Here is a 26,128-nt window from a genome sequence, read left to right on the forward strand (position 1 = left end):
TCGTGATCATGGCCGATCCCGCTCCGTCCACCGTGTACATCGCCTCCCTCGAGGGAGACACCGGCAAGTCCACGGTGGCGCTGGGCATGTTGCATCTGCTGTCCGCGACCACCCCGCGGGTGGGGGTGTTCCGGCCGATCATGCGCTCGGGCAGCGACCGCGACTACATCCTCGAGTTGCTGCTCGAACACTGCACGGCCGATATCGATTACGACCAGGCCGTCGGGGTCACCTACGAGGAGGTGCACACCGATCCGGACGCGGCCATCAGCGAGATCGTCATGCGCTTCCACGAGGTCGCCAAGGTCTGCGACGCGGTGGTGATCGTCGGCAGCGACTACACCGACGTCGCCAGCCCCAGCGAGTTGCGCTACAACGCCCGCATCGCGGTGAACCTCGGCGCGCCGGTGCTGCTGGTGCTGCGCGGCGCGGGTCGCTCGCCCGCCGAGATCGTCCAGGTCGCCGAGCTGTGCGAGAGCGAACTCGCCGCCGAGCACGCCCAGGCGATGGCGATCGTCGTCAACCGCTGCGATCCGGACGCGCTCGACGCGGTGGACGCGGCGCTGGGCGCGATCGGGACGCCGTCGTGGACGCTGCCGGAGGTGCCGTTGCTCACCGCGCCGACCATGACCGAGCTGTGTCAGGCCATCCACGGCGAAATGTATTCCGGCGACCCGGAACTCATGCAGCGCGAGGCGCTGTCGGTGATGGTCGGCGGCATGACCGCCGAGCACATTCTGGAACGGCTGACCGACGGGGTGGCCGTCATCGTGCCCGGCGACCGCTCCGACGCGCTGCTGGCGCTGGTGAACGCGCACGAGGCCGAGGGTTTCCCGTCGCTGTCGGGCATCATCATGAACGGCGGCCTGCCGCCCGATCCGGCCATCGCGCGCCTGATCCAGGGGCTCAAGCCGCGGCTGCCGATCCTGACCACCGAACTGGGCACCTTCGACACCGCCAACGCCGCCGCCCGGACCCGCGGGCGGGTCTCGCTGTCGAGCATCCGCAAGGTCGACACCGCGCTGGCGCTGATGGAGCAGCGGGTGGACGGGCGAAAACTGGTGGGGCTCATCGAGGTTCCGGTGCAGACCGTGGTGACGCCGCAGATGTTCGAGTACCAGCTCGTCGAGCGGGCGCGGGAGGACCGGCGGCGGATCGTGCTGCCCGAGGGCGACGACGACCGCATCCTGCGCGCGGCCGGGCGGGTGTTGCAGCGCAAGATCGCCGATCTGACCATCCTCGGCGACGAGGCCGCGGTGCGCGGGCGGGCCGCGGAGCTGGGCGTGGACATCGACGCCGCGCAGGTGCTGGATCCGCGCACGTCGGATCTGCGCGATCGGTTCGCCGAGACCTACGCCGAACTGCGCAAGCACAAGGGTGTGCGGCTGGAGCGGGCGCGCGAACTCATCAGCGACATATCGTATTTCGGCACGATGATGGTGTACGAGGGGATCGCCGACGGCATGGTGTCCGGCGCGGCGCACACCACCGCGCACACCATCCGGCCCGCGCTGGAGATCATCAAGACCGAGCCCGGGGTGTCGACGGTGTCGAGCGTGTTCCTCATGTGCCTGGCCGATCGGGTGCTGGCCTACGGCGACTGCGCGGTGGTGCCGGATCCGACCGCCGAGCAGCTGGCCGATATCGCCATCTCCTCGGCGCGCACCGCCGCGCAGTTCGACATCGAGCCGCGGGTGGCTATGCTGTCGTACTCCACGGGGGAGTCGGGCAGCGGCGCCGATGTCGAAAAGGTGCGCGCGGCAACGGGTTTCGTGCACGAGCGGGCGCCGGAGCTGCTGGTGGAGGGGCCGATCCAGTACGACGCGGCGATCGAACCGTCGGTGGCCACGACGAAGCTGCCGAATTCGCGGGTGGCCGGGCGGGCGACGGTGTTCGTCTTCCCGGATCTGAACACCGGCAACAACACCTACAAGGCCGTGCAGCGCAGCGCGGGCGCGGTGGCGATCGGGCCGGTTTTGCAGGGGTTGCGCAAGCCGGTCAACGACCTGTCCCGGGGGGCGCTGGTCGCGGATATCGTCAATACCGTGGCGATCACGGCCATCCAGGCGCAGGCGCGCTGACCGGATCGAGGAGCGAGGAGGCGCGATGCAGGTCCTGGTGATCAACTCCGGGTCGTCGTCCATCAAATATCAACTGCTGGAACCGGATTCGGGATCGGTGGCGGCGTCGGGGCAGGTGTCGCGGATCGGGGAGTCGGTCGCGGACGGGACGGTCACCGTCGAACACCACAGCGACGGGAAAACGCTCACCCACGACGGGGCGATCGCCGATCACGCCGAGGGGCTGCGGGTGGTGTTCGAGCTGTTCGCGCGCGGCGGGCACGATCTGAGCGGGGCGGGACCGGCCGCGGTGGGGCATCGGGTAGTGCACGGCGGGGAGGTGTTCTACGAGCCGACGCTGATCACCGACGAGGTGGTGCGGACCATCGACGAGTTGTCCGCGCTGGCGCCGCTGCACAATCCCGCGAATGCCACCGGGATTCGGGCGATTCGGGAGTTGCTGCCGGACGTGCCGCAGGTGGCGGTGTTCGACACGGCCTTCTTCCACGGCCTGCCCGACGCCGCCAAGACCTACGCCATCGACGCGAAAGTGGCCGCGCGGCACGGCATCCGCCGCTACGGCTTCCACGGCACCTCGCACGAATACGTCGCCGCCCAGGCCGCCCGCCTGCTCGGCCGCGACCTCACCGAGGTGAACCAGATCGTCCTGCACCTCGGCAACGGCGCCTCCGCCTCCGCCATCCGCGCGGGCCGCGCCGTCGACACCAGCATGGGCCTCACCCCCCTCGAGGGCCTCGTCATGGGCACCCGCTCCGGCGACCTCGACCCCGGCATCATCCCGCACCTGGCCCGCACCGCGGATATGGACATCGACGCCATCGACCACCTCCTCAACCGCGACTCCGGCCTCAAGGGCCTCTCCGGCGTCAACGACTTCCGCGCCCTCGCCGAACGGGTGGACTCCGGCGACCCCGCCGCCCGCCTCGCCTACGACGTCTACATCCACCGCCTCCGCCACTACATCGGCGCCTACCTCATAGATCTGGGCGAAGTCCACGCCATAACCTTCACCGCCGGCGTAGGCGAGAACACCCCCCGAGTCCGCGCCGACGCCCTGGCCGCCCTGACCCCCTTCGGCATAACCCTCGACCCCACCCGCAACACCACCCCCTCCCACTCCCCCCGCCCCATCTCCACCCCCGACTCCCGCACCAAGGTCTTCGTAATCCCCACCAACGAAGAACTGGCCATAGCCCGAGCCGCCGCCCACCTGATCACCTAACCCCAGGCTCGGCAACCCAGCCGCACCCTTTATTCGAATCCGCACCCGTTGCAGGGCCTTACAAGGGGTGCGGATCCAAATAAAGGGTGCGGCTTGTGTTGCCGCACGCGTGGGGATCAGCGTCGGACGCGGTAGCGGATATGGGTGGCCTCGGGGGTGTTGATGACCTCGATGATGTCGAGTTCGATTTCCGCGGGCAAGGTGTCGAACAGGCGATGGCCGCGACCGAGCAGTACCGGGATCACATGGATCTGGAGTTCGTCCAGCACGCCCGCCGCCAACGCCTCGCGCACGGTGTAGGCGCCGCCGCGAATCTGCACATTCCGTTCCCCCGCAGCGGCTTTCGCCTGTGCCATCGCGCTTTCGATGCCGTCCCGCACATAGGTCACCAGCGGATAACCCCAGCGAGCCGCCGGGGCGGGCGGGCGGTGGCTGGGCACGAAGATCGGTTGGCCATTGTGATCGCCACCCCAGTGGTCCATCAGCTCCGCGGTCCGCCGCCCCGACAACACCGCCCCCGCGCCGTTCCACTCCTCCTGAAACCGGACGACCGGCCCATCCGCGTCCTCGGCCCACCGATGCAAGCGCTCCCCGTCCTCCCCGCCCAGGAAGTCATCGGAATCCGCGATATACCCGTCGAGCGACATCGACATATCCAGCACTGATACAGACATGGTTGATCAGACGACGCCGGGCTGTGGAATTCATCGCCGGGTCAAAACCAGGTGGACGGGCGAATGGCGTTGGCCAGGTCCACGAGGGCGTAGCGGTGGGTTCGGGCGGGGGCGGAGCGGGCCAGGTGGCGGAGGGTGGATTCGGTGGCCTGGCGAAGGTCTCGTTCGGTGAAGGGGGCGTTCAGGAGGGGGACGGTGGGATCGGTTGGGGCGCGGCCGGATTGGAGCCAGGCCAGCGCGATGCCGAGGAGGAGGATGCGGATCTGGGGAGTTCGGCGGTCGGTGGGTGGGAGGGCTTCGATGCGGGTCGCTGCCAGGTGGAGGGTGGATTCGTCGAGGTCGGGGGTGGGGACCGCGGTGAGCAGGAGCAGGATGGCGGTCATGCGGGCCTCGGTGTGGTGGCGGGAGGCGGCGGGAACCTCGTCGAGCGCGCGGACGGCCTCGCCGGTGCGGCCCCCCGCGGCGAGGCGGCGGGCCAACCCGAACGCGGCGCTCACCACATCCCGATCGGTGCGCCAGACCGTGGCGTAGTACTTCTCCGCGCAATCCTCCCAGCGCTCACCCGCGGCCGAACCCCGTTGTTGCAAAACGAGTTCCGCGGTCGCGGCCAAGGCGAGCTTGGGGGCGATCTCACCCGGCAGCGCGGACAGGACCGCGTCGAAATGATCGAACGCGCGCTCGAACTCCCCCTCGAGCAGACCCACCACCCCGAGGTACCACTCCACCCGCCACTCCGCGGCATCCATTCCGGCCAACAACCGCCGAGCCGCCGCCGTACGATCGAGATCCACATGGACCCGGATCTCCGCGAAAGCGCTCTCCACACCGAAACTTTCGGATATCTCCCCCGGTTCGGCCGCGGCCCGCTCGCGCGCCACCCGGATCGCGTCCAGCGCGTGCTCCGGCTCCGGATGCGCCGTCCCGGCCAGCAGCGCCGCCGCCGGATCGGCCGGATCGATCAACGGCACCGGCAGCGCCGCGACCACCGCCCGCGCCCGCAACTCCCGGGTGCGCGGCACACCGTCGGCGCAGGCGTCGGTCTCCGCGATCAGCTCCTCGGTCCCGAAACTCGTTCGGGTCGGGCTGAATACGGTCGACAACTGCGGATGCTCGTTCCCCGTCTCGGCCGCCAGCAGGTCGCGCAGCACCCCGGCCAGCTGGGTGGCCATCGCCCGCGCCGACGGGAACCGGCGGTCCGGATCCGGATCGGTCGCCCGCAGCAGCAGCCGATGGAAGAACTCGTGCCGTCCCAGCACCGGCGCGTCGGCCGGATCGGGGATCCCGTCCAGATACCGGCCCCGCGCCATCGGCATATCGATCGTCAGCACCGCCAGCGTGCGCCCCACCGAATAGATGTCCGTCGCCACCGTCGGCCCGGTCCGGGCGATCTCCGGCGCCTGAAAACCTCTGGTGCCGTACAGGTTTCCGTACGATTCGAACACCGTGGCCGCACCCAGATCGATCAGCTTCACCTGATCGGAGGTGACCATGATGTTGTCCGGCTTGAGATCGTTGTACGCCAGCTCCAGCGAATGCAGATACTCCAGCGCGGGCAGCACCTCCAGGATGTAGGCGATGGCCTCCGGCACCGGCATCCGCTCCGGCTTCGGGTAGTCGGCGAGCATCCCGCGCAGCGACCGCCCGCCCACGTACTCCATGACGATGTAGCCGATCGGAATCCCCTCGGGGCTGGCGTGTTCCACGAAATTGTGGATCTTGACGATGCTCGGATGCGCGAGCTCGGCCAGGTACTGCCGCTCCGCGACCGCCACCGCCTGCGCCTCGGCGTCGCCGCCGTGCAACAGCCCCTTGAGCACCACCCACCGATCGCTCACATTGCGGTCGATCGCCAGATAGATCCATCCCAGCCCGCCGTGCGCGATGCAGCCCTGGATCTCGTACTGCCCGCCGACCATGTCCCCGGCGCGCAGATACGGCCGGAAATCGAACCGCGCCCCACAGGTCTCGCACACCCCGACCGCCGCACCCGCCCGGCCCACGGGTTTGCCGCAGCGCCAACAGAATCGACGGTTCTCCGCCACCACCGGATCGGTGAGCACCGCCGACCGCGGATCGACCGGCGGCACCGGCGGGATCTGCACCAGCCCGGCCCCGAGCCGCCGCACCGGACGGGTGCGCGCCGTGCGCCCGCTGCGCCCGGAGGGCTGGGTGCTCTGGATCTGGGTCTGCGCCTGGGTGGGCTCGCCGGGAACGGTCATTCGAACTCAGTCCCGATACGTCGGTTGCGGCGGTCCGGCCGACGGCCCGAGCACCGGCAGCACCCACGCCTGGTACAGCCGGTTCCAGGTGCCGTCGGAGCGGATCCGCTCCAGCGTCCCGTTCACGAACCGCACCATGTCGTCGTTGCCCTTGGGAATGCCCACCCCGTACGGCTCGTCGCTGAGATTGTCGCCGACCATCGTCGTGTACGGGTCCTGGATCGCGAGCCCGGCCAGCAACGCGTCATCGGTGCTGATGGCGTCCACCTGCCGCTGCTGCAACACCACCAGGCAGTCCGCCCAGGCGGGCACGGTCAGGATCGACGCCGCCGGTTGCCGCCGTCGGATCAGATTCAGCGAGGTGGTCCCCGCGGCCACGCACACCCGCTTGCCCGCCAGATCGCCCAGCCCGGTGATCCCGGAGTTCCGCATCGCCAGAATCCGTTGGTGCGACAGGAAATACGTGGTCGAGAAGTCCACCCGCTGGCGGCGGTCGCAGGTGATGGTCATGGTCTTGACCACCACGTCCACGGTGTGCTCCTGCAACGCCCGCTCGCGTTCGGCCGAGCTGAGCATCCGGTACTCCACCCGCTCCGGATCGCCGAACAGATCCCGCGCGATCTCCTTGGCGATGTCCACGTCGAAGCCGGCCAGCGTGCCGCTGATGGGCGCCCGGAAACTGAACAGATTGCTGCCCGGATCCAGCCCCACCAGCAGCCGCCCGCGCGCCCGGATCGCGTCGATCGTCGGCCCGCCGCTCGCGGGCCGCAGGCTGGCCGTGGCGTCGGGGCACTGCGGGTCGGTCTCCGGCGGCAGCGGCGAATCCGTCTGCGCGGGAGCCGCTTTGGCGGGCAGTGGCGGTTCGGTGTAGCTGTCGGTGCGGCTCGCCCGCGGCGGGGGCGGCTCGCTCGCGCAGCCCGCCACGAGCAGCGCGATCGCGGCCAGCACGACGGCCAGGGTCCGGGTGGGGCTCATCGGTACTCCCGCAGTCGAGGCCACAGACCCGCCAGCACGAGGCCCGCCGCCAGCAACGCCAGGATCAACGCCCCCGGGGCGAGCACGTCGAGCACCCGCGCCGCGTCGGAGACGTTGGCGCGCAATGTGTTCCGGGTCCCGCCGAGACCGTCGGCGAGGGCGGCGTCCAGGGCGTCGACCGAGGCGGCGGCCTCGTTCGCACCCGGCCCGATGGCGATCGAACCCGCGCCCGGGAAATCCCCGCGCGCCAGCGCGTCGTTCATCCGCTGATGCGCCCCCTTCCAGCGGTCCAGCGCCTCGCGGGCGGTGCCGACGTTCCCGGAACCCGGTGCGCCGCCGGGGTATTCGCCGAGGAGCGCGGTCAGCTTCGCGGTCGTGTCGTCGTAGGTGTGGTCGTAGTCGCCGCTGGCGTCGCGGCGGACCAGCTTCAGCGTCTCCGCGGTCCGGGCCTGCTGCACCAGGATTCGGCTCTCGGTCAGATCCGCGGTCGGGACGCTGCCGTCGTCGCGGCCGTGCACGGTCGACACCGCCGAGATCGACCCGGCGATCACGATCCAGCCGAGCAGCGCCACCAGCGTCGCCGAGGCCAGCAACAGCCCCGGATTGAGCACCCGATGCCAGCGCCGCGCCAGATACCACTGCGCCCCCGCCAGCGCGGCCAGCGCGACGATCGGCAGGATGATCGCCGCCCACGGCGGGCGCACGTGATGACGCTGGGTGGCCACGATCGCGGCGGACCGATGTTCCTGAAGTTCGCGGGCCATCGGCAACATTCGGGTCTGCATGAGATTGGACGCCTCGCTCAGATACGCCGCGCCGACCGGATGTCCCTCCCGATTGTTGGCGCGCGCGGTCTCCACCAGTCCGGAGTAGACCGGCAGCGCCGCGGCTATGCCCGCGCGCAACCGGCTGTCCGGATCGGCCGCGCCCGTGCTGCTGGACTGGGTCACCAGTTCGGCCGCGGCCTCCCCGACCGCCTGGTCGTAGCGGTCGCGCACCGGCTTGGGTTCGAGGCCGCCGGAGATGAACGCCGTGCCCGCGGCCGCGTCGGCCACCGACAGCGAGGTGTACAGGCGCTGCGCCGAATTCGCGTCCGGCTCGGCCTGATCCAGCAGTTGGTCCAGCGCGTGCTGGCGACTGCTCACCGCGGTGGCGGTCACCACCCCGGCGATCACGCAGAGCCCGAGCAACAGCAATCCGACGGCAATCAGCCGGGCGGGCGAGGAACGGACGAAGGCGCGCAGGTCGGTGGCATCGAGTTGGCGGCGCACGGCGGCGGCCGCGGCCCGTGGCGACAGCTCGTCCAGCCTCGGCTGTCCCGTCCGAGCCATATCCACCTCCCTGCTGTCACCGGCCTGCGCCGGCGGAACTGAGCTTATTGTGGTCGTAGCGACGCCGCTTCGGGTGTCACCCGGGTGAAGACCCTGCTTCTCGGGGCCTTCGGGGCGGCAACGGCGTCGGCGGGAACGGGACGAGGGTGAGTATGCGTGGTGATGGAGACGGGTTCGTGACGAATCCGGACGGCTCCCGGAACTGGGGGTTGTTCGGCGCCGCCGGATTGTTGCTGCGCGCGCCGCGCGCCGAGGGCGGGGCGGTCGTGCTGTTGCAGCATCGCGCGCCGTGGAGTCATCAGGGCGGCACCTGGGCGCTGCCCGGCGGGGCGCGCGACAGTCACGAGTCGAGCGTGCACGCCGCGGTGCGAGAGGCGCAGGAGGAGACCGGAATCGATCCGGAGGCGGTGCGGGTGCGGGCGTGCCGGGTGACGGCCACCATGCCCAGCGGCTGGACCTACACGACCGTGGTCGCCGACGTCACCGAGGTGCTGCCCACCACCGCCAACAAGGAGAGCGCCGAACTCGCCTGGGTGCCCGAGGAACAGGTGACCGACCGCCCGCTGCATCCGGCCTTCGCCGCGGCCTGGCCGTCGCTGCGGGCCGAGTCCGCGCGGGTCGACCTGACCCGCGTCGCCGCCGCCGACACGGTGGCCGCCGCGCTGCCGCGCACGCTCGACCTCGCCGATCGCGGTTTCGTCTGGCTGCACAGCAACGGCGACGGGGGCCGTCCGGCGCGGATCGCCGAGGCACAGGACGGGCCGGATGAGATGACCGGAAATGTTTTGTTTCTCACTCTTGAGCAGGTGTTGTCTTGAGGGATGACCGCACGCGAGGTGCCCACCTACTGCCGGATCTGTGAGCCGCTCTGTGGATTGATCGCCACGGTCGAGAACGACCGGCTGATCCGATTGCGCCCCGACAAGCGACACCCGCTCTCCCGGGGATTCGCCTGCCCCAAGGGGATCGCGTTCGCCGACGTCCAGAACGACCCGGACCGGGTGCTGTATCCGTTGCGGCGCACAGCCTCCGGCGAGTTCGAGCGCGTCTCGTGGGAGACGGCCCTGGACGAGATCGCCGCGCGGCTGCGCGTGGTGACGGCCGCGCACGGCCGGGAGAGCCTGGGCTGGTACTTCGGCAATCCGGCGACGTTCTCCTATTCACACACGTTGTGGCTGGGCGGTTTCCAGCTCGCCGCCGGACTGCGGCACGTGTACTCGGCGGGCTCACAGGACGTCAACAACCGGTTCGTGGCCAGCAACCTGCTGTACGGCTCGCCGACCAGCGTGCCGGTGCCCGACCTGGACCGCACCGACTTCCTGCTGATGCTCGGCGCCAATCCCGTTGTCTCGCACGGCAGTGTGATCAGCGCGCCGCGCATCCGCGATCGACTCGGCGGCATCATCAAGCGCGGCGGCCGGGTGGTCGTGGTCGATCCGCGCCGCACCGAGACCGCGAAGTTGTTCGAGCACATCGCGGTGCGCCCGGACTCGGACGCGTGGCTGCTGGCCACGCTGTTGCAGGTGATCTTCGCCGAACGGCTCGAGGACGCGGCGGCGCTGCGCGATCAGGCCAGCGGGGTCGCCGAATTGCGTTCGGCGGTGGCCCGATTCACCCCCGAGGGCACGGCCGCGGTGACCGGCGTCGATCCCGGGACGGTGCGCGCGCTGGCCCGCGATCTGGCCGGGGCGCGCCGGGCGGCGGTGTACGGGCGGACCGGAACCTGCCTGGGCAGGCACGCCACGCTGGTGGCCGCGCTGATCGATACGCTGGCGGCGGTAACCGGGAATCTGGATCGGCCCGGCGGTTCGGTGTTCGGCAAGGAGCTGGTGGCGGTCTCGGAACTCAACGCGCGGCTCGGCCTGATCGGCTACGACCGAAAGCGTTCGCGCGTCGGCGATTTCCCGGACGTGCTGGGCACCTTCCCCGCCGCGATCATGGCCAAGGAGATCACCACGCCCGGACCCGGGCGGCTGCGGGCGCTGTTCACCTCGGCGGGCAATCCGATGATGTCGGTGCCCAACGGCGGCGAATTGGCCTCGGCGCTGCGGGAATTGGATCTGTTCGTCGCGATCGACCTGTACCTCACCGAGACCAGCCGGATGGCCGACTACGTGCTCCCGGCGACCACCTTCCTCGAACGCGACGACGCCCCGCTGCCGTTCGCGGCGCTGGCCCCCATCCCCTACACGCAGTACACCGAGGCGGTGGTGCGGCCCTACGGCGAGGCCAGGCAGGAATGGGAGATCATCGACGAGATCGCGACCCGAATGGGCGTGCAGCCCTTCGCCGTCGGGCCCGCCCGCCTCGGCGGCCGGGCGCTGAGCGCGCTGCGGCGGCGGCTGCCGCAGGCCGGTGCGCTGCGGATGAGACCCCAACTGCTGCTCGACCTGGCATTGCGCACCGGCCCCTACGGCGACTGGTTCGGCCTGCGCCCCAAGGGCATCAGTCTGGCCCGGCTTCGCGAGCATCCGCACGGGCTGCTGCTGGCCGAGCACGCGCCGACCGATGTGCTCCGGCGCGTGGTCCGGAACCCCGACCGCCGCGTGCGGCTGGCCGCGCCACAGCTCATCGCCGAATTGGCCGGGCTCACCGAACAATCCGCCGATCCCGCGTATCCGCTGCGGCTCATCGGCATGCGCGAGCCGAAGTCGCACAACTCCTGGATGCACAATGTCGAGGCGCTCGTGGCCCGGCGCGAACACGCGCTGCGCATCCATCCGAAGGACGCCGCCGTGGCGGGACTCGCCGACGGCGACCGCTGCCGAATCAGTTCCGCGCACGGCAGCGTCGAGGTGACCGCCCTGCTCAGCGAGGATCTCATCGAGGGCACGGTGGCGCTGCCGCACGGCTGGGGACACCGCGGCGGCTGGCGGCGCGCGGCCGAGGCCGGGGGCGCGAACGTCAACCTGCTGATGTCGACCGAGATCGCCGACGTCGAGCGGCTGGCCGGGATGGCGCACCTCAACGGCGTTCCGGTGCGGGTGGAGGCGCTGGTCCCGGCCGAAAACGGTTAGGCGGGAGCGCTTTCCAGCAGGCGCTGTTTCAGCGCCCGCGCGGCCGCGCGCGGATCGTCGGCCGCGGTGATCGCGCGCACCACGACCACCCGTTCGGCCCCGGCGGCCAGCACCTCGTCCAGTCGTCCCGGATCGATGCCGCCGATGGCGAACCACGGTCGGCTGGGCCGGGATTCGGCGGTCGCGCGGACCAGCTCGAGGCCCGCGGCCGCGCGCCCCGGTTTGGTCGGGGTGGCCCACACCGGGCCCGTGCAGAAGTAGTCGATGTGTTCGTCGATGGCCGCGAGCCCGGCCTGGTCGCGGTTGTGGGTGGAGCGGCCGATCACCACGTTCGGGCCGAGGATCCTGCGGGCGTACCAGGGCGGCAGATCCCGCTGCCCCAGATGCAGCACATCGGCCCCGGCGGCCAGCGCGATATCGGCGCGATCGTTGACGGCGAGCAGCGCGCCGTGCCGCCGGGTCGCGGCCCGCAGCTCGGCCAGCGCGCCGAGTTCGGCCTCGGCCTCGAGCGGCCCGAACTCGGCCTCGCCGCGCGAGCCCTTGTCGCGCAGTTGGATGATGTCGACCCCGCCCGCGAGCGCCTCCTCGGCGAACTCGGCCAGGTCGCCCGTGTCGCGCCGGGCGTCGGTGCACAGATAGAGCCGGGCGGTGGCCAGCCGATCGCGGGGGGCGACCGATCGGTTCGGGTGGGACGGTTGCACGCCCTCGACGGTAGCCGCGCTACCGTGGGTAGGCGAAACAGGTGTGCATCCCCGGCGCGAAGGCGGCCGCGCGGGGAGCGATCGCGGTGCGTTCGGCACCGAGCGAGGTGGAAGGTTGATGCGGACGCTGGCCGTCGTGGGTGGGGGTGTGATCGGGTTGGCGGTGGCCTGGCGGGCCGCCGAATCGGGCTGGGCCGTCACGATCTTCGATCCGGAGGTGGGCGCGGGGGCCTCGTGGGTGGCCGCCGGGATGCTCGCGCCGCTGTCGGAGGGCTGGCCCGGCGAGGAGGCCGCCCTCGATTTCGGGGCCGCCTCGCTCGCCCGCTGGCCCGAATTCGGGGAGCGGCTGCGCGCGGTCACCGGGCGTTCGGTCGTCGTCGCCGACCACACGCTGACCGTGGCGCTGGACGCCGCGGACGCCGCCGACCTGCGCACGATCGCCGAGTTCTGCGGCACCCGCGGACACGACCTGCGGGTATTGGACCGAGCCGGGGTGCGTGAACGCGAACCCGAGCTGGCCCGCACGGTCCGCGCCGGACTGCTCTCGCCCACCGAATCCGCGGTGGACAATCGCGCGGTGGTCGCGGCCCTGCGCGAGGGCTGCGACCGCGCCGGGGTCGCGGTGCGCGCCCAGCGGGTCAAGGATCTGGCCGACCTGGATCAGGATCGGATCGTGCTCGCCGCCGGGGCCGCCTCGGCCGCGCTGTGGCCCGGCCTGCCGGTGCGCCCGGTGAAGGGCGAGATTCTGCGCCTGCGGCGACGGCCCGGCGCGCCGCCGCCCCCGCGACACGTCATCCGGGCCCGGGTGCACGGCCGCGCGGTCTACCTCGTCCCGCGCGCCGACGGAATCGTCGTCGGCGCAACGCAATACGAGGCCGGATTCGACACCGCCGTCACCGTGGCCGGGGTGCGCGATCTGATCGCCGACGCCGAGGCCGTCCTGCCCGCGCTGGGCGAATACGAGTTCGCCGAGGCCATCGCCGGTTCGCGGCCGGGCAGCCCGGACAACCTGCCGCTGCTCGGGCGGCTCGACGACCGCGTCGTCGTGGCCACCGGCCATGGCCGCAACGGCATCCTCGGCGTGCCGATCACGGTCGACGCGGTCGCGGCCCTGCTCGACGGCGACACCCTCGGCGAGGCGAAAGCCGCCGACCCGCAACGTTTTTCATCAGGAGGTAGGACATGACGGCGATTCCCGTCGGGGTCACGGTCAACGGCGAGGACCACGAGTTCGCCGAGCCGCCGACCGTGCGCGAACTGCTGCGGCGACTGGACCTGCCCGACAAGGGCATCGCGGTGGCCGTGGACGGCGCGGTCTTCCCCAAGTCGCGCTGGGACGAACCGGTCGGCCGCGGCTGGGCGATCGAGGTGCTCACGGCGGTGCAGGGTGGCTGAGTCGATGGAACCGCTCCAGATCGCGGACCGGAAGTTCGGCTCCCGCCTGATCATGGGCACCGGCGGCGCCGACAATCTGGCCGTGCTCGAGGAGGCGCTGCTCGCCTCGGGCACCGAACTCACCACGGTCGCCATGCGCCGCGTCGACGCCGCGGGCGGCACCGGCGTGCTGGACCTGCTGCGGCGCCTCGACATCGCGCCCCTGCCCAATACCGCGGGCTGCCGCACCGCCGCCGAGGCCGTGCTCACCGCCACCCTCGCCCGCGAGGCCCTCGAGACCGACTGGGTGAAACTCGAGGTGGTCGCCGACGAACGCACCCTGCTGCCCGACGCCGTCGAATTGGTCACGGCCGCAGAGCGTTTGGTCGACGCCGGATTCACCGTGCTGCCCTACACCAACGACGATCCGGTCCTGGCCAAACGGCTCGAGGACATCGGCTGCGCGGCCGTCATGCCCCTCGGCGCGCCCATCGGCACCGGCCTGGGCATCGGCAATCCGCACAACATCGAGATGATCGTGGCCGCCGCGGAGGTCCCCGTCATCCTCGACGCGGGCATCGGCACCGCCAGCGACGCCGCCCTCGCCATGGAACTGGGTTGCTCGGCGGTCCTGCTGGCCACCGCGGTCACGCGCGCCCGCCGCCCGGCCGTCATGGCCGCCGCCATGGCCGCCGCCGTCGAGGCCGGTTGCCTGGCCCGCCAGGCGGGCCGCATCCCGAAACGCTTCTGGGCGCAGGCCTCTTCGCCCGGTTTGTGAACCTCGTCCGGCCTGATCAGGGCCGAGTGGGGGAGGGGTTCGGGGTGCGGGTAGTTCTCGAGGATGACCGGTGACGCGACCTGTGAGCGATGGTGGGGGCGGCGGTCTTCGGGAAGACTGTGGCGCATGATCGAAGTGAGAGGCCTGACCAAAAGGTTCGGCACGACGGTCGCGGTCGACGATCTGTCGTTCACGGTCAAACCCGGGCAGGTGACCGGCTTTCTCGGGCCGAACGGCGCGGGCAAGTCGACCACGATGCGGATGATCCTCGGACTGGATCGGCCCACCGGGGGCGAGGCGCTGATCGAGGGGGTGCCCTATCAGCAGCTCGATCAGCCGCTGCGCAAGGTCGGGGCGTTGCTCGACGCGAAATGGGTGCACCCCAACAGATCCGCGCGCGCTCATCTGCGCTGGCTCGCCGCGTCCAACAACCTGCCGGGCGAGCGGGTCGAGGAGGTGCTGCGGCTGGTCGGCCTGACCGAGGTCGCCGACAAGCGGGCGGGCGGCTTCTCGCTCGGCATGTCGCAGCGGCTCGGGCTGGCCGGCGCGCTGCTCGGCGATCCGCCCGTGCTGCTGTTCGACGAGCCGGTCAACGGGCTCGACCCGGAGGGCATCCTGTGGATCCGCCGGTTCATGCAGCGCCTGGCCGCCGAGGGCCGGACCGTGCTGGTGTCGAGCCATCTGCTCTCGGAGATGGCCCAGACCGCCGACCACCTCGTCGTCATCGGGCGCGGCAAGCTCATCGCCGACACCAGCACCAAGGACTTCATCGAACGCGCCTCCGAGGCGACCGTGCGGGTGCGCAGCCCGCAGCTGGATCAGCTGCGCAGCCTGCTCACCTCCGGCGGCATGACCGTGCGCGAGGACGAGGGCCCGGCCCTGATCGTGGTCGGCGAGACCAGCGACAACGTCGGCAAACTCGCGGGCGCCAACAACATCACCCTGTACGAGCTGGCGCCGCAACGGGCCTCGCTCGAGGAGGCGTTCATGCGGATGACCGGCGGCGCCGTGCAGTACCACGGCGAGGGATTCGACCAGGTGATGGGAGGTGCGCTCTGATGAGCGTGTTGACGGCCGAACGCATCAAGCTCACCTCGGTCCGCTCCCCGGCGTGGTGCACGGCGCTGACCGCCGTGTTCGCGCTCGGCATCGCGGCCCTGTTCAGCTTGCTGATCAATGTCAGCGTGAACGAGTACCACAAGGAACTCGCCAGCGGTCACCCGACGATGAGCGAGCCCCCCTACCCGGCCAACGGCATCGCCGCGCTCGGGATAACCGGTGCGTCCCAAGGCATTCCGGGCTTCGGCTACATCATGATCATGATCCTGGCCGCGCTCGCCATCACCAGCGAGTACCGGTTCGGGACCATCAAGGCCACCTTCATGGCTGTGCCCAACCGCACGGTCGTGCTGGTCACCAAGGCCGGTCTGATCGCGGTCGCGGCGGCGGTGCTCTCGGCGGTGCTGACGTTCGTGTGTTTCTTCATCTTCAAGGCCATCGTGTCCGACGAGGGCGGCCAGAAGCTGAGCCTCACCCACGGGGATATGCACGTGTTCTACGCGGTGCCGATCTTCATCGCGCTGGTGGTGTTCCTCGCCGTCGGCGTGGGCGCCCTGATCCGGCAGTCGGCGGGCGCGCTGACGCTGCTGATCGTGTGGCCCGTGCTGATCGAACCGATCGTCGGCGCGTTCGGCAAGGTCGGCCGCGAGATCCAGGTGCTGCTGCCGTTCCAGAACGCCGGTCGTTTCCTGGGCACCGCCGGGGGTGACGAATTGCCCTGGCACTGGGGACCGTGGGGTGGTTTGCTGTATTTCCTGGCAATTGTTGCGCTCGTCTTCGGCGCCGCGATCTTCGTAGTGAACAAGCGCGACGCGTAACCCACCAGCCCACCCGAGCTCGGGGCGTCATTCCCTCGCCGCCCCGGGAAGGGTGCGCGACCCGTCGGGGGTCGCCGCGCCCGGGTCACCTCGGACACTGCCCGTCCGACGTGGCAACACCGGCCCGATGCGAATCGCATCGGGCCGGTGGCGTGTTCAAGGGAGTTCGGTGGACCCGCGTCGGGCCGGTGGCGTGTCCAAGGGAGTTCGGCTGACCCACCTCGGGCCGGTGGCGTGTCCAAGGGATCCCCCCAGGCGAAAATTACGGGTCCAACCCATCGCGGTGCCTGGGCTACGCTCGGGGCGTGAGCGAAAGACCCTCCGGGGACGGCGAGGACACGAGTCGCGAACGGGCCGAAGCGGATCCCGAGCTCGTCATCCCGCTCACCCCCGCCGACGAGCCGGGCCGGCGTTCGGGCGCCCGGTTGCGGGCGGGCCAGCTGTCGGCGCTCATGGCGGCGAATCAGCGCGCGGATCTCATCGGCGCGATCCGCAAGGCCCGCCAGAACCTGCCGGGTGATCCCTCGTTCGGCGATCCGCTGTCGCTGTCGGGGCCCGGCGGCCCGCGCGCGGTGGCCCGTGCCGCGGACAAACTCGTGGGCGATACACCGAGCGCCGCCAAGGAGATCGGCCTCGGCGCGTTGCAGGTGTGGCAGGCCGTGCTCGAACGGGTCGGCCGCGGCAAGGGCGATCAGCAGGTGACGGTGATGTTCACCGATCTGGTGGCGTTCTCGCGCTGGTCGCTGTCGGCCGGGGACGAGGCGACCCTCGAACTGCTGCGGCGGGTGGCCAAGGCCATCGAACCGCCGATCGTCGAGCGCGGCGGGCACGTCGTCAAGCGCATGGGCGACGGCGTGATGGCCGTGTTCACCTCGCCGGACCGGGCCGTGCGCGCGGCCGTGGCCGCCAGGGACAATCTCGCCCGCGTGGAGGTCGAGGGCTATCGCCCGCGCATGCGCATCGGCCTGCACACCGGCTCCCCGCGCGAGATCGGCGGCGACTGGCTCGGCGTCGACGTGACCATCGCGGCCCGGGTCATGGAGGCGGGCGGCAACGGCAACCTCATGCTCTCCGAGACCACCCTGCGGGCGCTCGATCCGGACACGCTGCCCGAATTGGGCCGTGCCGCACGGCCTTACCGACGCGGCCTGTTCGCCGCCCCGCTCAGCGGCGTACCCGAGGATCTGCGCATCTTCCGCCTGGACCGCCCGCGCGCCGGAGCCGTCACCCCCACCACGTGAACGCGCCCACGGCCGCCAACACCGCGCACACCCCGAGGGCGACCGCGACGACGCGATTGTTCTTCCAGGTGCTCACGGCCCCGCCGACGAGGAATCCGGCGAGGGCCAGCAGGAAGATCACGATCACGGAATGGGACACCCGCCCATCATGCCAGCCCCGCCTCCGGAGAATAACAAGCACGCGGGCTTGATTTTTTCTGGGGCGGGTGTGACGCTACTGCCATGACCGCACCCACCCTGGCCGCCGACCCGGAGGTCATCCGGATCGGCAACTGTTCCGGGTTTTACGGGGACCGGGCGAGCGCCATGCGGGAGATGCTCGAGGGCGGGCACCTCGACGTGCTCACCGGGGATTACCTCGCCGAACTCACCATGCTCATCCTCGGCCGCGACCGGATGAAGGACCCCGACCTCGGCTACGCCAAGACCTTCCTCCGCCAGCTCGAGGACTGCCTGGGCCTGGCGCTCGAGCGGGGCGTGCGCATCGTCGCCAACGCCGGTGGCCTCAATCCGGCCGGGCTCGCCGGGCGGGTGCGCGAGCTGGTCGACCGGCTCGGGCTGTCCGCGCGGGTCGCGCACGTGGAGGGCGACGATCTGCTGGCCCGCGCGGGCGAGCTCGGGCTGGGTTCACCGCTGACGGCCAACGCCTATCTGGGCGGGTGGGGTATCGCGGAGTGCCTGCGCGCGGGCGCCGATGTGGTGGTGACCGGGCGGGTCACCGACGCCGCGCTGGTGGTCGGTCCCGCCGCGGCCCATTTCGGCTGGGGGCGAGACGATTTCGACGCGCTGGCGGGTGCGGTGGTGGCCGGGCACGTCATCGAATGCGGCACCCAGGCGACCGGCGGCAATTTCGCCTTCTTCACCGAACTCGAGGATCTCGACCGGCCGGGGTTCCCGATCGCCGAGGTCCGCCGCGACGGCAGCAGCGTGATCACCAAGCACGCGGGCACCGGCGGCGTGGTCACGGTGGATACCGTTGCGGCGCAATTGATGTACGAGATCCAGGGCGCGCGATACGCCGGGCCGGACGTCACGACCCGGCTGGACAGCATCCGGCTCGCCGCGCAGGGTCCGGACCGCGTCCTGATCGAGGGCGTCACCGGTGAGGCCCCGCCGCCGCGGCTGAAGGTCTCGCTCAACACCCTGGGCGGATTCCGCAACGAGATGACCTTCGTGCTGACCGGACTCGATATCGAGGCCAAGGCGGACCTGGCGCGGCGGCAACTCGAGCGCTGGCTGCCCGAGCACCCGGCCGAATTGGACTGGACCCTGGTGCGTTCGGACCGACCCGACGCCGAGACCGAGGAGCAGGCCAGCGCGCTGCTGCGCTGCGTGGTGCGCGATCCGGATCCCAAGCGGGTGGGTCGCGCGTTCTCCAATGTCGCGGTGGAACTCGCGCTGGCCAGCTATCCCGGCTTCACCCTCACCTCTCCGCCCGGAAACGGTTCGCCCTACGGGGTTTTCACCCCCGGCTACGTCGACGCCACGGCCGTCACGCAGGTGGCCGTACTGCCCGACGGCGGCCGAGTGGAGATCGAATCCAGCTCGCGGACAACCGAATTGGCCGAGGTGCCCGAGCCGGAACTGCCGGAACCCCTGCCGCGCACCGAGACTCGCTGCCTCCCTCTGGGAACCGTCGTGGCGGCCCGTAGCGGCGACAAGGGCGGCAACGCCAATATCGGGGTCTGGGTGCGCACCGACGAGCAGTGGCGCTGGCTGGCCCACACGCTGACCGTGGACGAACTGCGCCGCCTGCTGCCCGAGACCGCGAAACTGACCGTCACCCGGCACGTCCTGCCCAATCTGCGGGCCCTCAACTTCGTCGTCGAGGGGCTGCTCGGCCAGGGCGTCGCCTATCAGGCCCGATTCGATCCACAGGCCAAGGGGCTCGGCGAATGGCTGCGCTCCCGGCACGTCGACATCCCCGTGGAGCTGCTGTGAACCCTTGGGACACCCCCGAACGCCGCGAATTGCGCGCCACCGTGCGCGGTTTCGCCGAACGCGAGGTGCTGCCGTACCTCGACGAGTGGGAGCGCGCCGGGGAGATCCCGCGCGAACTGCACAAGAAGGCCGGGGCGCTGGGCCTGCTCGGCATCCAGTTCCCCGAGGACGTGGGCGGGGCCGGGGGTGATGGCATCGACGCCGCCATCGTGTGCGAGGAGTTGCACTACGCGGGCTGCTCGGGCGGGGTGTTCGCCTCGCTGTTCACCTGCGGCATCGCGGTCCCGCACCTCGTGGCGTCGGGCAACCGGGAGCACATCGAGCGCTGGGTGCGCCCGACCCTGGCGGGGGAGAAGATCGGTTCGCTGGCCATCACCGAACCGGGCGGCGGCTCCGACGTCGGGCATCTGCGCACGTCCGCGGTGCGCGAGGGCGACGAGTACGTGGTCAACGGGTCCAAGACCTTCATCACCTCCGGCGTGCGCGCCGATTTCGTGGTGACCGCGGTGCGCACCGGCGGGCCGGGCGCGTCCGGGGTGTCGCTGCTGGTGGTGGAGAAGGGCACCCCCGGCTTCACGGTCAGCCGTAAGCTGGAGAAGATGGGCTGGCTGGCCTCGGACACCGCCGAACTGTCGTATGTCGATGTGCGCGTGCCGGTTTCGAATCTGGTCGGCCCGGAGAACTCCGGCTTCGCCCAGATCGCGCAGGCGTTCGTCAGCGAGCGCGCCGGCCTCGCCGCCCAAGCGTACGGGCACGCGCAGCGTTGCCTGGACCTGACCCTGCGGTGGTGCCGCGACCGCGAGACCTTCGGCCGCCCGCTGATCAGTCGCCAGGCCGTGCAGAACACGCTGTCGGAGATGGCCCGGCGCATCGATGTCGCCCGTGTCTACACCCACCACGTCGTCGAACGCGCCGCCCGCGGCGAGACCGACCTCATCGCCGAGGTGTGCTTCGCCAAGAACACCGCCGTGGAGACCGCGGAATGGGTTGCCCACCAAGCGGTTCAGCTGTTCGGCGGGCTCGGCTACATGCGCGAGTCCGAGGTCGAGCGGCACTACCGCGACGTGCGCATCCTCGGCATCGGCGGCGGCACCAACGAGATCCTGACCAGCCTCGCGGCCAAGCGATTGGGGTTCCAGTCTTGAGTATCCTGCGCAGCACCGTGGATCCGAACTCCGCGGACTACCGGGCCTCGGCCGAGGCCATGCTCGCCAAACTCGGTGAGGTCCAGGCCGAGTACGCCAAGAACATCGCGGGCGGCGGTCCGGACAAACTCGCCCGGCACCGCAAGCGCGGCAAGCTGACCGCGCGCGAACGCATCGAACTGCTCCTCGACGAGGACTCGCCGTTCCTGGAGCTGGCCCCGCTGGCGGCGTGGGGCAGCGAATTCCACGTCGGGGCCAGCGTGATCGCGGGCATCGGCATCGTCGAGGGCGTCGAATGCATGATCGTCGCGCCGGATCCGACCGTGCGCGGCGGCACCTCCAATCCGTGGACGCTGCGCAAGAACCTGCGCATGAACGACATCGCGCTGGAGAACCGGCTGCCGGTGATCGGGCTGGTGGAGTCGGGCGGCGCGGATCTGCCCACGCAGAAGGAGGTCTTCGTGCCGGGCGGGCGGATGTTCCGCGACCTCACCCGGCTGTCGGCGGCCGGAATCCCCACCATCGCACTGGTTTTCGGCAACTCGACCGCGGGCGGCGCCTACATTCCGGGCATGTCCGACTACACGGTCATGATCAAGGAGCGCTCCAAGGTGTTCCTCGGCGGGCCGCCGCTGGTGAAGATGGCCACCGGTGAGGAGTCCGACGACGAATCGCTGGGCGGCGCGGAGATGCACGCGCGCGTCTCCGGCTTGGCCGACTATCTGGCCGTGGACGAGGCCGACGCGATCCGGCTGGGCCGCTCGATCGTCAAGCGGCTCAACTGGTCCAAGCGCGGGCCCGCCCCGCGTCCCGCGAGCGAGGTCATCGAACCGCTGTACGACCAGGAGGATCTGCTCGGCATCGTGCCGACCGACCTCAAGATCCCGTTCGATCCGCGCGAGGTCATCGCCCGCGTCGTGGACGGCTCCGACTTCGACGAGTTCAAACCCCTCTACGGGTCGAGCCTGGTCACCGGCTGGGCCGAACTGCACGGCTATCCGGTCGGCATCCTCGCCAACGCGCGCGGCGTGCTGTTCTCCGAGGAGGCCCAGAAGGCGGCGCAGTTCATCCAGCTGGCCAACCAGTCCGATACGCCACTGTTGTTCCTGCACAACACGACCGGCTACATGGTCGGCAAGGAGTACGAGCAGAAGGGCATCATCAAACACGGCGCGATGATGATCAACGCCGTCTCCAATTCGAAGGTGCCGCACATCTCGGTGCTCATGGGCGCCTCCTACGGCGCGGGCCACTACGGCATGTGCGGGCGCGCCTACGATCCGCGATTCGTCTTCGCCTGGCCCAGCGCGAAATCCGCGGTGATGGGCGGCGCGCAGCTGGCCGGGGTGATCTCGATCGTGGGCCGGGCGGCGGCCGAGGCGAAGGGGCTGCCGTTCGACGCGGAGGCCGACGCGAACATGCGCGCGATGATCGAGGCGCAGATCGAGGCTGAATCGCTGCCGATGTTCATGTCCGGGCGGCTCTACGACGACGGCGTGATCGATCCGCGCGACACCCGCACGGTGTTGGGAATGGCCCTGTCGGCCATCCACAACGCCCCGATCCAGGGCGCCGAGGGCTTCGGCGTCTTCCGAATGTGAGGGCGGCACGATGATATCCACGGTTCTGGTCGCCAACCGCGGCGAGATCGCGCGGCGCGTGTTCGCCACCTGCCGCCGCATGGGCCTGGGCACGGTCGCGGTGTACTCCGACGCGGACGCCGCCACCCCGCACGTCCGCGAGGCCGACGCGGCGGTCCGGCTGCCGGGCAACACCCCCGGCGAGACGTATCTGCGCGGTGATCTGATCATCGCCGCCGCGCGGGCGGCGGGGGCGGACGCGATTCATCCCGGCTACGGATTCCTCTCGGAGAACGCCGAATTCGCGCGCGCGGTGATCGACGCCGGGCTGGTGTGGATCGGCCCGCCGGTGACCGCCATCGAACAGATGGGCTCCAAGGTCGAGGCCAAGAAGATGATGGACGCGGCCGGGGTGCCGGTGCTCGCCGAACTGAATCCGGCCGAGGTCACCGAGTCGATGCTGCCCGTGCTCATCAAGGCGTCCGCGGGCGGCGGCGGGCGCGGCATGCGGGTGGTGCGCGCGCTCGCCGACCTGCCCGGCCAGCTGGAAGCCGCCCGGCGCGAGGCGGAATCGGCCTTCGGCGATCCGACGGTGTTCTGCGAGCGCTACCTCGAGACCGGGCGGCACATCGAGGTGCAGGTCATGGCCGACACGCACGGCACGGTGTGGGCGGTCGGGGAGCGCGAGTGCTCGATCCAGCGGCGGCATCAGAAGGTCGTCGAGGAGGCGCCCTCGCCGCTGGTGGAACGAATCGACGGCATGCGGGCGCGGCTGTTCGAGGCGGCGCGGCTGGCGGCCGGGGCCATCGGGTACACGGGCGCGGGCACCGTCGAATTCCTCGCCGACGATCGGGGCGAGTTCTTCTTCCTGGAGATGAACACCCGCCTGCAGGTGGAGCATCCGGTCACCGAGAACACCACCGGCCTGGATCTGGTGCGGCTGCAACTCCAGATCGCCCAGGGCCACCGGCTGCCCGCCGAACCTCCCGCGGCGCACGGACATTCGATCGAGGTGCGACTCTACGCCGAGGATCCGGCACACGACTGGCAGCCGCAGAGCGGGACCGTGCACCGCATCGACCTCGGTTCGGGCACAACGGAATTCGCGATCCTGGACCGGCCCGGCGTGCGGCTGGACTCCGGGGTGGAGAACGGCTCGGCGGTCGGCGTGTTCTACGACCCCATGCTGGCCAAGGTCATCTCCTACGGCGACACCCGCGCGGAGGCGGCGCGACTGCTGGCGGCCGCGCTGCGGCGCGCCCGGATCCACGGTCTGGTGACCAACCGGGATCTGCTGGTGCGGGTGCTCGAACATCCGGCGTTCCTGGCCGGGGACACCGATACCGCGTTCTTCGACCGGTACGGGCTGGAAAACCTCTCGGCCCCACTGGTTTCCGAGCACGACGAGCGGCTGTCGATCACCGCGGCCGCGCTGGCCGACGCCGCGCACAACCGCGCGCGGGCGCGCATCGGCGGCGGCCTGCCCTCGGGGTGGCGGAACCTACCCTCGCAGCCGCAGTCGAAGTCCTACGAGAGCCGGGTCACCGGCAGGCACGAGATCCGCTACGCGCTCACCCGGGACGGGCTGACCGTCGAGGGCTTCGACGGCCTCGAATCGGTCGAGGCCACACCGAATTCGGTGACGCTGCTGGTGCCCGGCGAACGCGGCCCGGTGCGGCGGCGCTTCGACATCGCCCGCTACGGCGATCTGGTGGCGATCGATTCGCCGCTCGGACCGGTCACCGTGCGCCGCCTGCCGCGCTTCGAGGATCCCGCCGAGCACGTCGCCGAGGGCTCGCTGCTCGCGCCCATGCCCGGCGCGGTCATCCGGCTCGGCGCGGCGGCCGGGGAGCGGGTCGCCAAGGGCCAGCCGATTTTGTGGCTCGAGGCGATGAAGATGGAGCACACCATCGCCGCGCCCGCCGACGGGGTGCTCGCCGAACTGAATGTGGCCGCCGGACAACAGGTCGACGTGGGCGCGGTGCTGGCCGTGGTCCGCACGGATGAGAACACCGAGGAGTGACCATGAGTTTCGTCGAGACCGACGAGCAGAAACAGCTGCGGGCCGCCGTCGCCAAGCTCGCCGCCAAATACAACTTCCGCGACTACGTCTCGGCCAAGGCGCGCCGCAACGAGCCGCTGTCCGAATTGTGGGACGAGGCGGGCAAACTCGGCTTCCTCGGCGTGAACCTGCCCGAGGAGTACGGCGGGGGCGGCGCGGGCATCTACGAACTGGCGCTGGTGCAGGAGGAACTGTCCGCCCAGGGCTGCGGCCTGCTGCTGGCCGTGGTGTCCCCGGCCATCTGCGGCACCATCATCGCCAAGTACGGCACCGAGGAGCAGAAGCGGCACTGGCTGACCCGGCTGGCCGACGGCTCGTCGAAGATGGTCTTCGGCATCACCGAACCCGACGCCGGATCCAACTCCCACCACATCACCACCACCGCCCGCCGCGACGGCGGCGACTGGATCCTCAACGGGCGCAAGATCTTCATCTCCGGCGTGGACCAGGCCGAGGCGGTGCTGATCGTCTCGCGCACCGAGGACGCCAAGACCGGCAAGCTCAAACCGGCGCTGTTCATCGTGCCGACCGACGCGCCCGGGTTCGAGAAGACCCGGCAGGAGATGGACATCATCGAGCCGGACAGCCAGTTCACGCTGTTCCTCGACGATGTGCGGCTGCCCGCCGAGGCCCTGGTGGGCGAGGAGGACGCGGCGCTGGCGCAGCTGTTCGCGGGCCTGAACCCGGAACGGATCATGGGCGCGGCCATGGCCGTGGGCATGGGCCGCTACGCCATCGACCGGGCCGTCGCCTACGCCCGCGAACGCCAGGTGTGGAAGACGCCGATCGGTGCGCACCAAGGCATTTCGCATCCGCTGGCCCAGGTCAAGATCGAACTGGAACTGGCCAGACTCATGATGCAGAAGGCGGCGGTGCTCTACGACTCCGGTGACGACTTCGGCGCGGCGGAGGCGGCGAACATGGCGAAATACGCCGCGGCCGAGGCCAGTATCAAGGCCCTCGACCAGGCCATCCAGACCCACGGCGGTTCGGGGCTGACCAGTGATGTGGGTCTGGCGGGGATGCTCGCCGCGGCGCGCATCGCCCGGGTCGCGCCCGTCAGCCGGGAGATGGTGCTGAACTTCGTGGCCCAGCACTCGCTCGGGCTGCCCAAGTCGTACTGAGGAGATTTTCGTTGAGTGACGCGCCCTTCGTGCGGTCCGAGGTCCGGGACGGGTTCGCGATCCTGACGCTGGACTCGCCGCACAATCGGAACGCCTTGTCCGCCAGGCTGGTTCAGGAGCTGCTGACCGGCCTGCGGGACGCCGGTGCGGACGAGCGGGTGCGCGGGGTCGTGCTCACCCACACCGGCAACACGTTCTGCGCGGGCGCGGATCTCAAGGAGGCGCTCGACGCCGACCCGGCCGCCGCCGCCGATATCCGCACCCGCTGGATGGTCGAGGCGCTGCGGACGATTCTCGAACTGCCCAAGCCGGTGGTGGCGAGGGTGGACGGCAATGTCCGCGCGGGCGGTATGGGGATCGTGGCGGCCTGCGATATCGCGGTCGCCGGGCCCGGCAGCAGTTTCGCGCTGACCGAGGCGCGCCTCGGGTTGGCGCCGTTCATCATCTCGCTCACGCTGCTGCCGCGGATGGGTTCTCGGGCGGCCGCGCGCTACTTCCAGACCGGGGAGACCTTCGACGCCGCGACGGCCGAGCGTGCCGGGCTGATCACGGTGGCGGCCGAGGACGCCGCCGCTGAGGTCGAAAATCTCTGCGCCGCACTGCGATTGGGCTCACCGCAGGGTCTGGCCGAGAGCAAGCGGCTGGTCAACGCGGGGGTGCTCGCCGAATTCGAGCGCGCCGCCGACGAACTCGCGCGGCGGTCCGGATCGTTCTTCGGCACGCCCGAGGTGGTGGAGGGTATGACGGCCTTCTTCCAGCGGCGTCCGCCGGCCTGGGCACAATAGT

General features: G+C 70.6%; 22 protein-coding genes. 16 read left to right on the top strand and 6 right to left on the bottom strand.

The annotated features are described in order from the left end of the window. Positions 1-8 precede the first annotated feature (8 nt). Positions 9-2,081, top strand: a complete 2,073-nt coding sequence (pta, locus tag ACFYTQ_RS32880; RefSeq protein WP_387369336.1) for a phosphate acetyltransferase — start codon at positions 9-11, stop codon at positions 2,079-2,081. A 25-nt stretch (positions 2,082-2,106) separates the two neighbouring features. Continuing rightward, a complete protein-coding gene (locus tag ACFYTQ_RS32885) occupies positions 2,107-3,303 on the top strand; it encodes an acetate kinase (RefSeq protein ID WP_387369338.1) in 1,197 nt (398 codons plus the stop codon). 116 nt (positions 3,304-3,419) lie between these two features. On the opposite strand, the gene ACFYTQ_RS32890 is transcribed toward ACFYTQ_RS32885, so the two are convergent. The 4 genes from ACFYTQ_RS32890 to ACFYTQ_RS32905 are packed head-to-tail and all read right to left on the bottom strand — an operon-like array spanning position 3,420 to position 8,502. Further along, a complete protein-coding gene (locus ACFYTQ_RS32890) occupies positions 3,420-3,977 on the bottom strand; it encodes a dihydrofolate reductase family protein (RefSeq protein ID WP_387369340.1) in 558 nt (185 codons plus the stop codon). A 41-nt stretch (positions 3,978-4,018) separates the two neighbouring features. After that, a complete protein-coding gene (locus ACFYTQ_RS32895; protein ID WP_387369342.1) occupies positions 4,019-6,196 on the bottom strand; it encodes a tetratricopeptide repeat protein in 2,178 nt (725 codons plus the stop codon). Positions 6,197-6,202: 6 nt separating this feature from the next. Next, complete coding sequence (locus ACFYTQ_RS32900) at positions 6,203-7,171, bottom strand: glutamate ABC transporter substrate-binding protein (RefSeq protein WP_387369344.1); 969 nt, start codon at positions 7,169-7,171, stop codon at positions 6,203-6,205. Then, complete coding sequence (locus ACFYTQ_RS32905; RefSeq protein WP_387369345.1) at positions 7,168-8,502, bottom strand: hypothetical protein; 1,335 nt, start codon at positions 8,500-8,502, stop codon at positions 7,168-7,170. Before ACFYTQ_RS32905 ends, ACFYTQ_RS32900 begins: the two co-directional genes overlap by 4 nt. Before the next feature lie 152 nt (positions 8,503-8,654). On the opposite strand from ACFYTQ_RS32905, the gene ACFYTQ_RS32910 reads away from it, so the two are divergent. Further along, on the top strand, positions 8,655-9,320 hold the full coding sequence (locus ACFYTQ_RS32910; protein WP_387369347.1) for an NUDIX domain-containing protein: 666 nt from the start codon (positions 8,655-8,657) through the stop codon (positions 9,318-9,320). Between the two features lie 3 nt (positions 9,321-9,323). Continuing rightward, entirely contained in the window at positions 9,324-11,519 is a 2,196-nt protein-coding gene (locus ACFYTQ_RS32915; protein ID WP_387369349.1) for a molybdopterin-dependent oxidoreductase, read from the top strand. Here ACFYTQ_RS32915 and thiE read toward each other — a convergent pair. After that, entirely contained in the window at positions 11,516-12,220 is a 705-nt protein-coding gene (gene thiE / locus ACFYTQ_RS32920) for a thiamine phosphate synthase (RefSeq protein ID WP_387369351.1), read from the bottom strand. The two genes, ACFYTQ_RS32915 and thiE, sit on opposite strands and share 4 nt — an antisense overlap. Positions 12,221-12,338: 118 nt before the next feature. On the opposite strand from thiE, the gene thiO reads away from it, so the two are divergent. The 6 genes from thiO (at position 12,339) to ACFYTQ_RS32950 (ending at position 17,490) form a co-directional block, all read left to right on the top strand. Next, entirely contained in the window at positions 12,339-13,406 is a 1,068-nt protein-coding gene (gene thiO / locus ACFYTQ_RS32925; RefSeq protein ID WP_387369353.1) for a glycine oxidase ThiO, read from the top strand. Next, complete coding sequence (gene thiS / locus ACFYTQ_RS32930) at positions 13,403-13,615, top strand: sulfur carrier protein ThiS (protein WP_387369355.1); 213 nt, start codon at positions 13,403-13,405, stop codon at positions 13,613-13,615. Before thiO ends, thiS begins: the two co-directional genes overlap by 4 nt. Positions 13,616-13,619: 4 nt before the next feature. Continuing rightward, the gene (locus tag ACFYTQ_RS32935; protein WP_387369357.1) at positions 13,620-14,372 is read left to right on the top strand and encodes a thiazole synthase; all 753 of its coding nucleotides are present in this window, start codon (positions 13,620-13,622) and stop codon (positions 14,370-14,372) included. Between the two features lie 126 nt (positions 14,373-14,498). Further along, positions 14,499-15,431: an ABC transporter ATP-binding protein gene (locus ACFYTQ_RS32940; RefSeq protein ID WP_387369359.1), complete on the top strand. Its 933-nt coding sequence runs from the start codon at positions 14,499-14,501 to the stop codon at positions 15,429-15,431. Further along, on the top strand, positions 15,431-16,249 hold the full coding sequence (locus ACFYTQ_RS32945; RefSeq protein WP_387369361.1) for an ABC transporter permease: 819 nt from the start codon (positions 15,431-15,433) through the stop codon (positions 16,247-16,249). The genes ACFYTQ_RS32940 and ACFYTQ_RS32945 overlap by 1 nt, the downstream gene beginning before the upstream one ends. 452 nt (positions 16,250-16,701) lie before the next feature. After that, positions 16,702-17,490, top strand: a complete 789-nt coding sequence (locus ACFYTQ_RS32950; RefSeq protein ID WP_387369492.1) for an adenylate/guanylate cyclase domain-containing protein — start codon at positions 16,702-16,704, stop codon at positions 17,488-17,490. Here ACFYTQ_RS32950 and ACFYTQ_RS32955 read toward each other — a convergent pair. Further along, a complete protein-coding gene (locus ACFYTQ_RS32955) occupies positions 17,474-17,629 on the bottom strand; it encodes a hypothetical protein (protein WP_387369363.1) in 156 nt (51 codons plus the stop codon). The genes ACFYTQ_RS32950 and ACFYTQ_RS32955 overlap by 17 nt on opposite strands. 83 nt (positions 17,630-17,712) lie before the next feature. On the opposite strand from ACFYTQ_RS32955, the gene ACFYTQ_RS32960 reads away from it, so the two are divergent. Genes ACFYTQ_RS32960 through ACFYTQ_RS32985 form a run of 6 tightly spaced genes read left to right on the top strand, consistent with a single transcriptional unit; the run spans position 17,713 to position 26,127 of the window. Beyond that, positions 17,713-19,431 carry an acyclic terpene utilization AtuA family protein gene (locus tag ACFYTQ_RS32960; RefSeq protein WP_387369365.1) on the top strand — a complete coding sequence of 573 codons (1,719 nt, stop codon included), beginning with the start codon at positions 17,713-17,715 and terminating at the stop codon, positions 19,429-19,431. Continuing rightward, the gene (locus tag ACFYTQ_RS32965; protein WP_387369367.1) at positions 19,428-20,576 is read left to right on the top strand and encodes an acyl-CoA dehydrogenase family protein; all 1,149 of its coding nucleotides are present in this window, start codon (positions 19,428-19,430) and stop codon (positions 20,574-20,576) included. Before ACFYTQ_RS32960 ends, ACFYTQ_RS32965 begins: the two co-directional genes overlap by 4 nt. Beyond that, a complete protein-coding gene (locus ACFYTQ_RS32970; protein WP_387369370.1) occupies positions 20,573-22,177 on the top strand; it encodes an acyl-CoA carboxylase subunit beta in 1,605 nt (534 codons plus the stop codon). The genes ACFYTQ_RS32965 and ACFYTQ_RS32970 overlap by 4 nt, the downstream gene beginning before the upstream one ends. Before the next feature lie 10 nt (positions 22,178-22,187). After that, positions 22,188-24,179, top strand: coding sequence for an acetyl/propionyl/methylcrotonyl-CoA carboxylase subunit alpha (locus tag ACFYTQ_RS32975; RefSeq protein ID WP_387369372.1), 1,992 nt, complete (start codon positions 22,188-22,190; stop codon positions 24,177-24,179). A 2-nt stretch (positions 24,180-24,181) separates the two neighbouring features. Further along, entirely contained in the window at positions 24,182-25,342 is a 1,161-nt protein-coding gene (locus ACFYTQ_RS32980; RefSeq protein ID WP_387369374.1) for an acyl-CoA dehydrogenase family protein, read from the top strand. 11 nt (positions 25,343-25,353) lie between these two features. Then, positions 25,354-26,127 carry an enoyl-CoA hydratase family protein gene (locus ACFYTQ_RS32985; RefSeq protein WP_387369376.1) on the top strand — a complete coding sequence of 258 codons (774 nt, stop codon included), beginning with the start codon at positions 25,354-25,356 and terminating at the stop codon, positions 26,125-26,127. The last annotated feature ends 1 nt before the right edge of the window (position 26,128 follow it).

Source organism: Nocardia sp. NPDC004068 (assembly GCF_042874315.1).
Classification (GTDB): Bacteria; Actinomycetota; Actinomycetes; order Mycobacteriales; family Mycobacteriaceae; genus Nocardia.

Bases quoted from the DNA above. Each gene is read 5' to 3' on its own strand.
- pta (WP_387369336.1), top strand. From the start codon at position 9: ATGGCCGATCCCGCTCCGTCCACCGTGTACATCGCCTCCCTCGAGGGA.
- ACFYTQ_RS32885 (WP_387369338.1), top strand. From the start codon at position 2,107: ATGCAGGTCCTGGTGATCAACTCCGGGTCGTCGTCCATCAAATATCAA.
- ACFYTQ_RS32890 (WP_387369340.1), bottom strand. From the start codon at position 3,977: ATGTCTGTATCAGTGCTGGATATGTCGATGTCGCTCGACGGGTATATC.
- ACFYTQ_RS32895 (WP_387369342.1), bottom strand. From the start codon at position 6,196: ATGACCGTTCCCGGCGAGCCCACCCAGGCGCAGACCCAGATCCAGAGC.
- ACFYTQ_RS32900 (WP_387369344.1), bottom strand. From the start codon at position 7,171: ATGAGCCCCACCCGGACCCTGGCCGTCGTGCTGGCCGCGATCGCGCTG.
- ACFYTQ_RS32905 (WP_387369345.1), bottom strand. From the start codon at position 8,502: ATGGCTCGGACGGGACAGCCGAGGCTGGACGAGCTGTCGCCACGGGCC.
- ACFYTQ_RS32910 (WP_387369347.1), top strand. From the start codon at position 8,655: ATGCGTGGTGATGGAGACGGGTTCGTGACGAATCCGGACGGCTCCCGG.
- ACFYTQ_RS32915 (WP_387369349.1), top strand. From the start codon at position 9,324: ATGACCGCACGCGAGGTGCCCACCTACTGCCGGATCTGTGAGCCGCTC.
- thiO (WP_387369353.1), top strand. From the start codon at position 12,339: ATGCGGACGCTGGCCGTCGTGGGTGGGGGTGTGATCGGGTTGGCGGTG.
- thiS (WP_387369355.1), top strand. From the start codon at position 13,403: ATGACGGCGATTCCCGTCGGGGTCACGGTCAACGGCGAGGACCACGAG.
- ACFYTQ_RS32935 (WP_387369357.1), top strand. From the start codon at position 13,620: ATGGAACCGCTCCAGATCGCGGACCGGAAGTTCGGCTCCCGCCTGATC.
- ACFYTQ_RS32940 (WP_387369359.1), top strand. From the start codon at position 14,499: ATGATCGAAGTGAGAGGCCTGACCAAAAGGTTCGGCACGACGGTCGCG.
- ACFYTQ_RS32945 (WP_387369361.1), top strand. From the start codon at position 15,431: ATGAGCGTGTTGACGGCCGAACGCATCAAGCTCACCTCGGTCCGCTCC.
- ACFYTQ_RS32950 (WP_387369492.1), top strand. From the start codon at position 16,702: ATGGCGGCGAATCAGCGCGCGGATCTCATCGGCGCGATCCGCAAGGCC.
- ACFYTQ_RS32960 (WP_387369365.1), top strand. From the start codon at position 17,713: ATGACCGCACCCACCCTGGCCGCCGACCCGGAGGTCATCCGGATCGGC.
- ACFYTQ_RS32975 (WP_387369372.1), top strand. From the start codon at position 22,188: ATGATATCCACGGTTCTGGTCGCCAACCGCGGCGAGATCGCGCGGCGC.
- ACFYTQ_RS32980 (WP_387369374.1), top strand. From the start codon at position 24,182: ATGAGTTTCGTCGAGACCGACGAGCAGAAACAGCTGCGGGCCGCCGTC.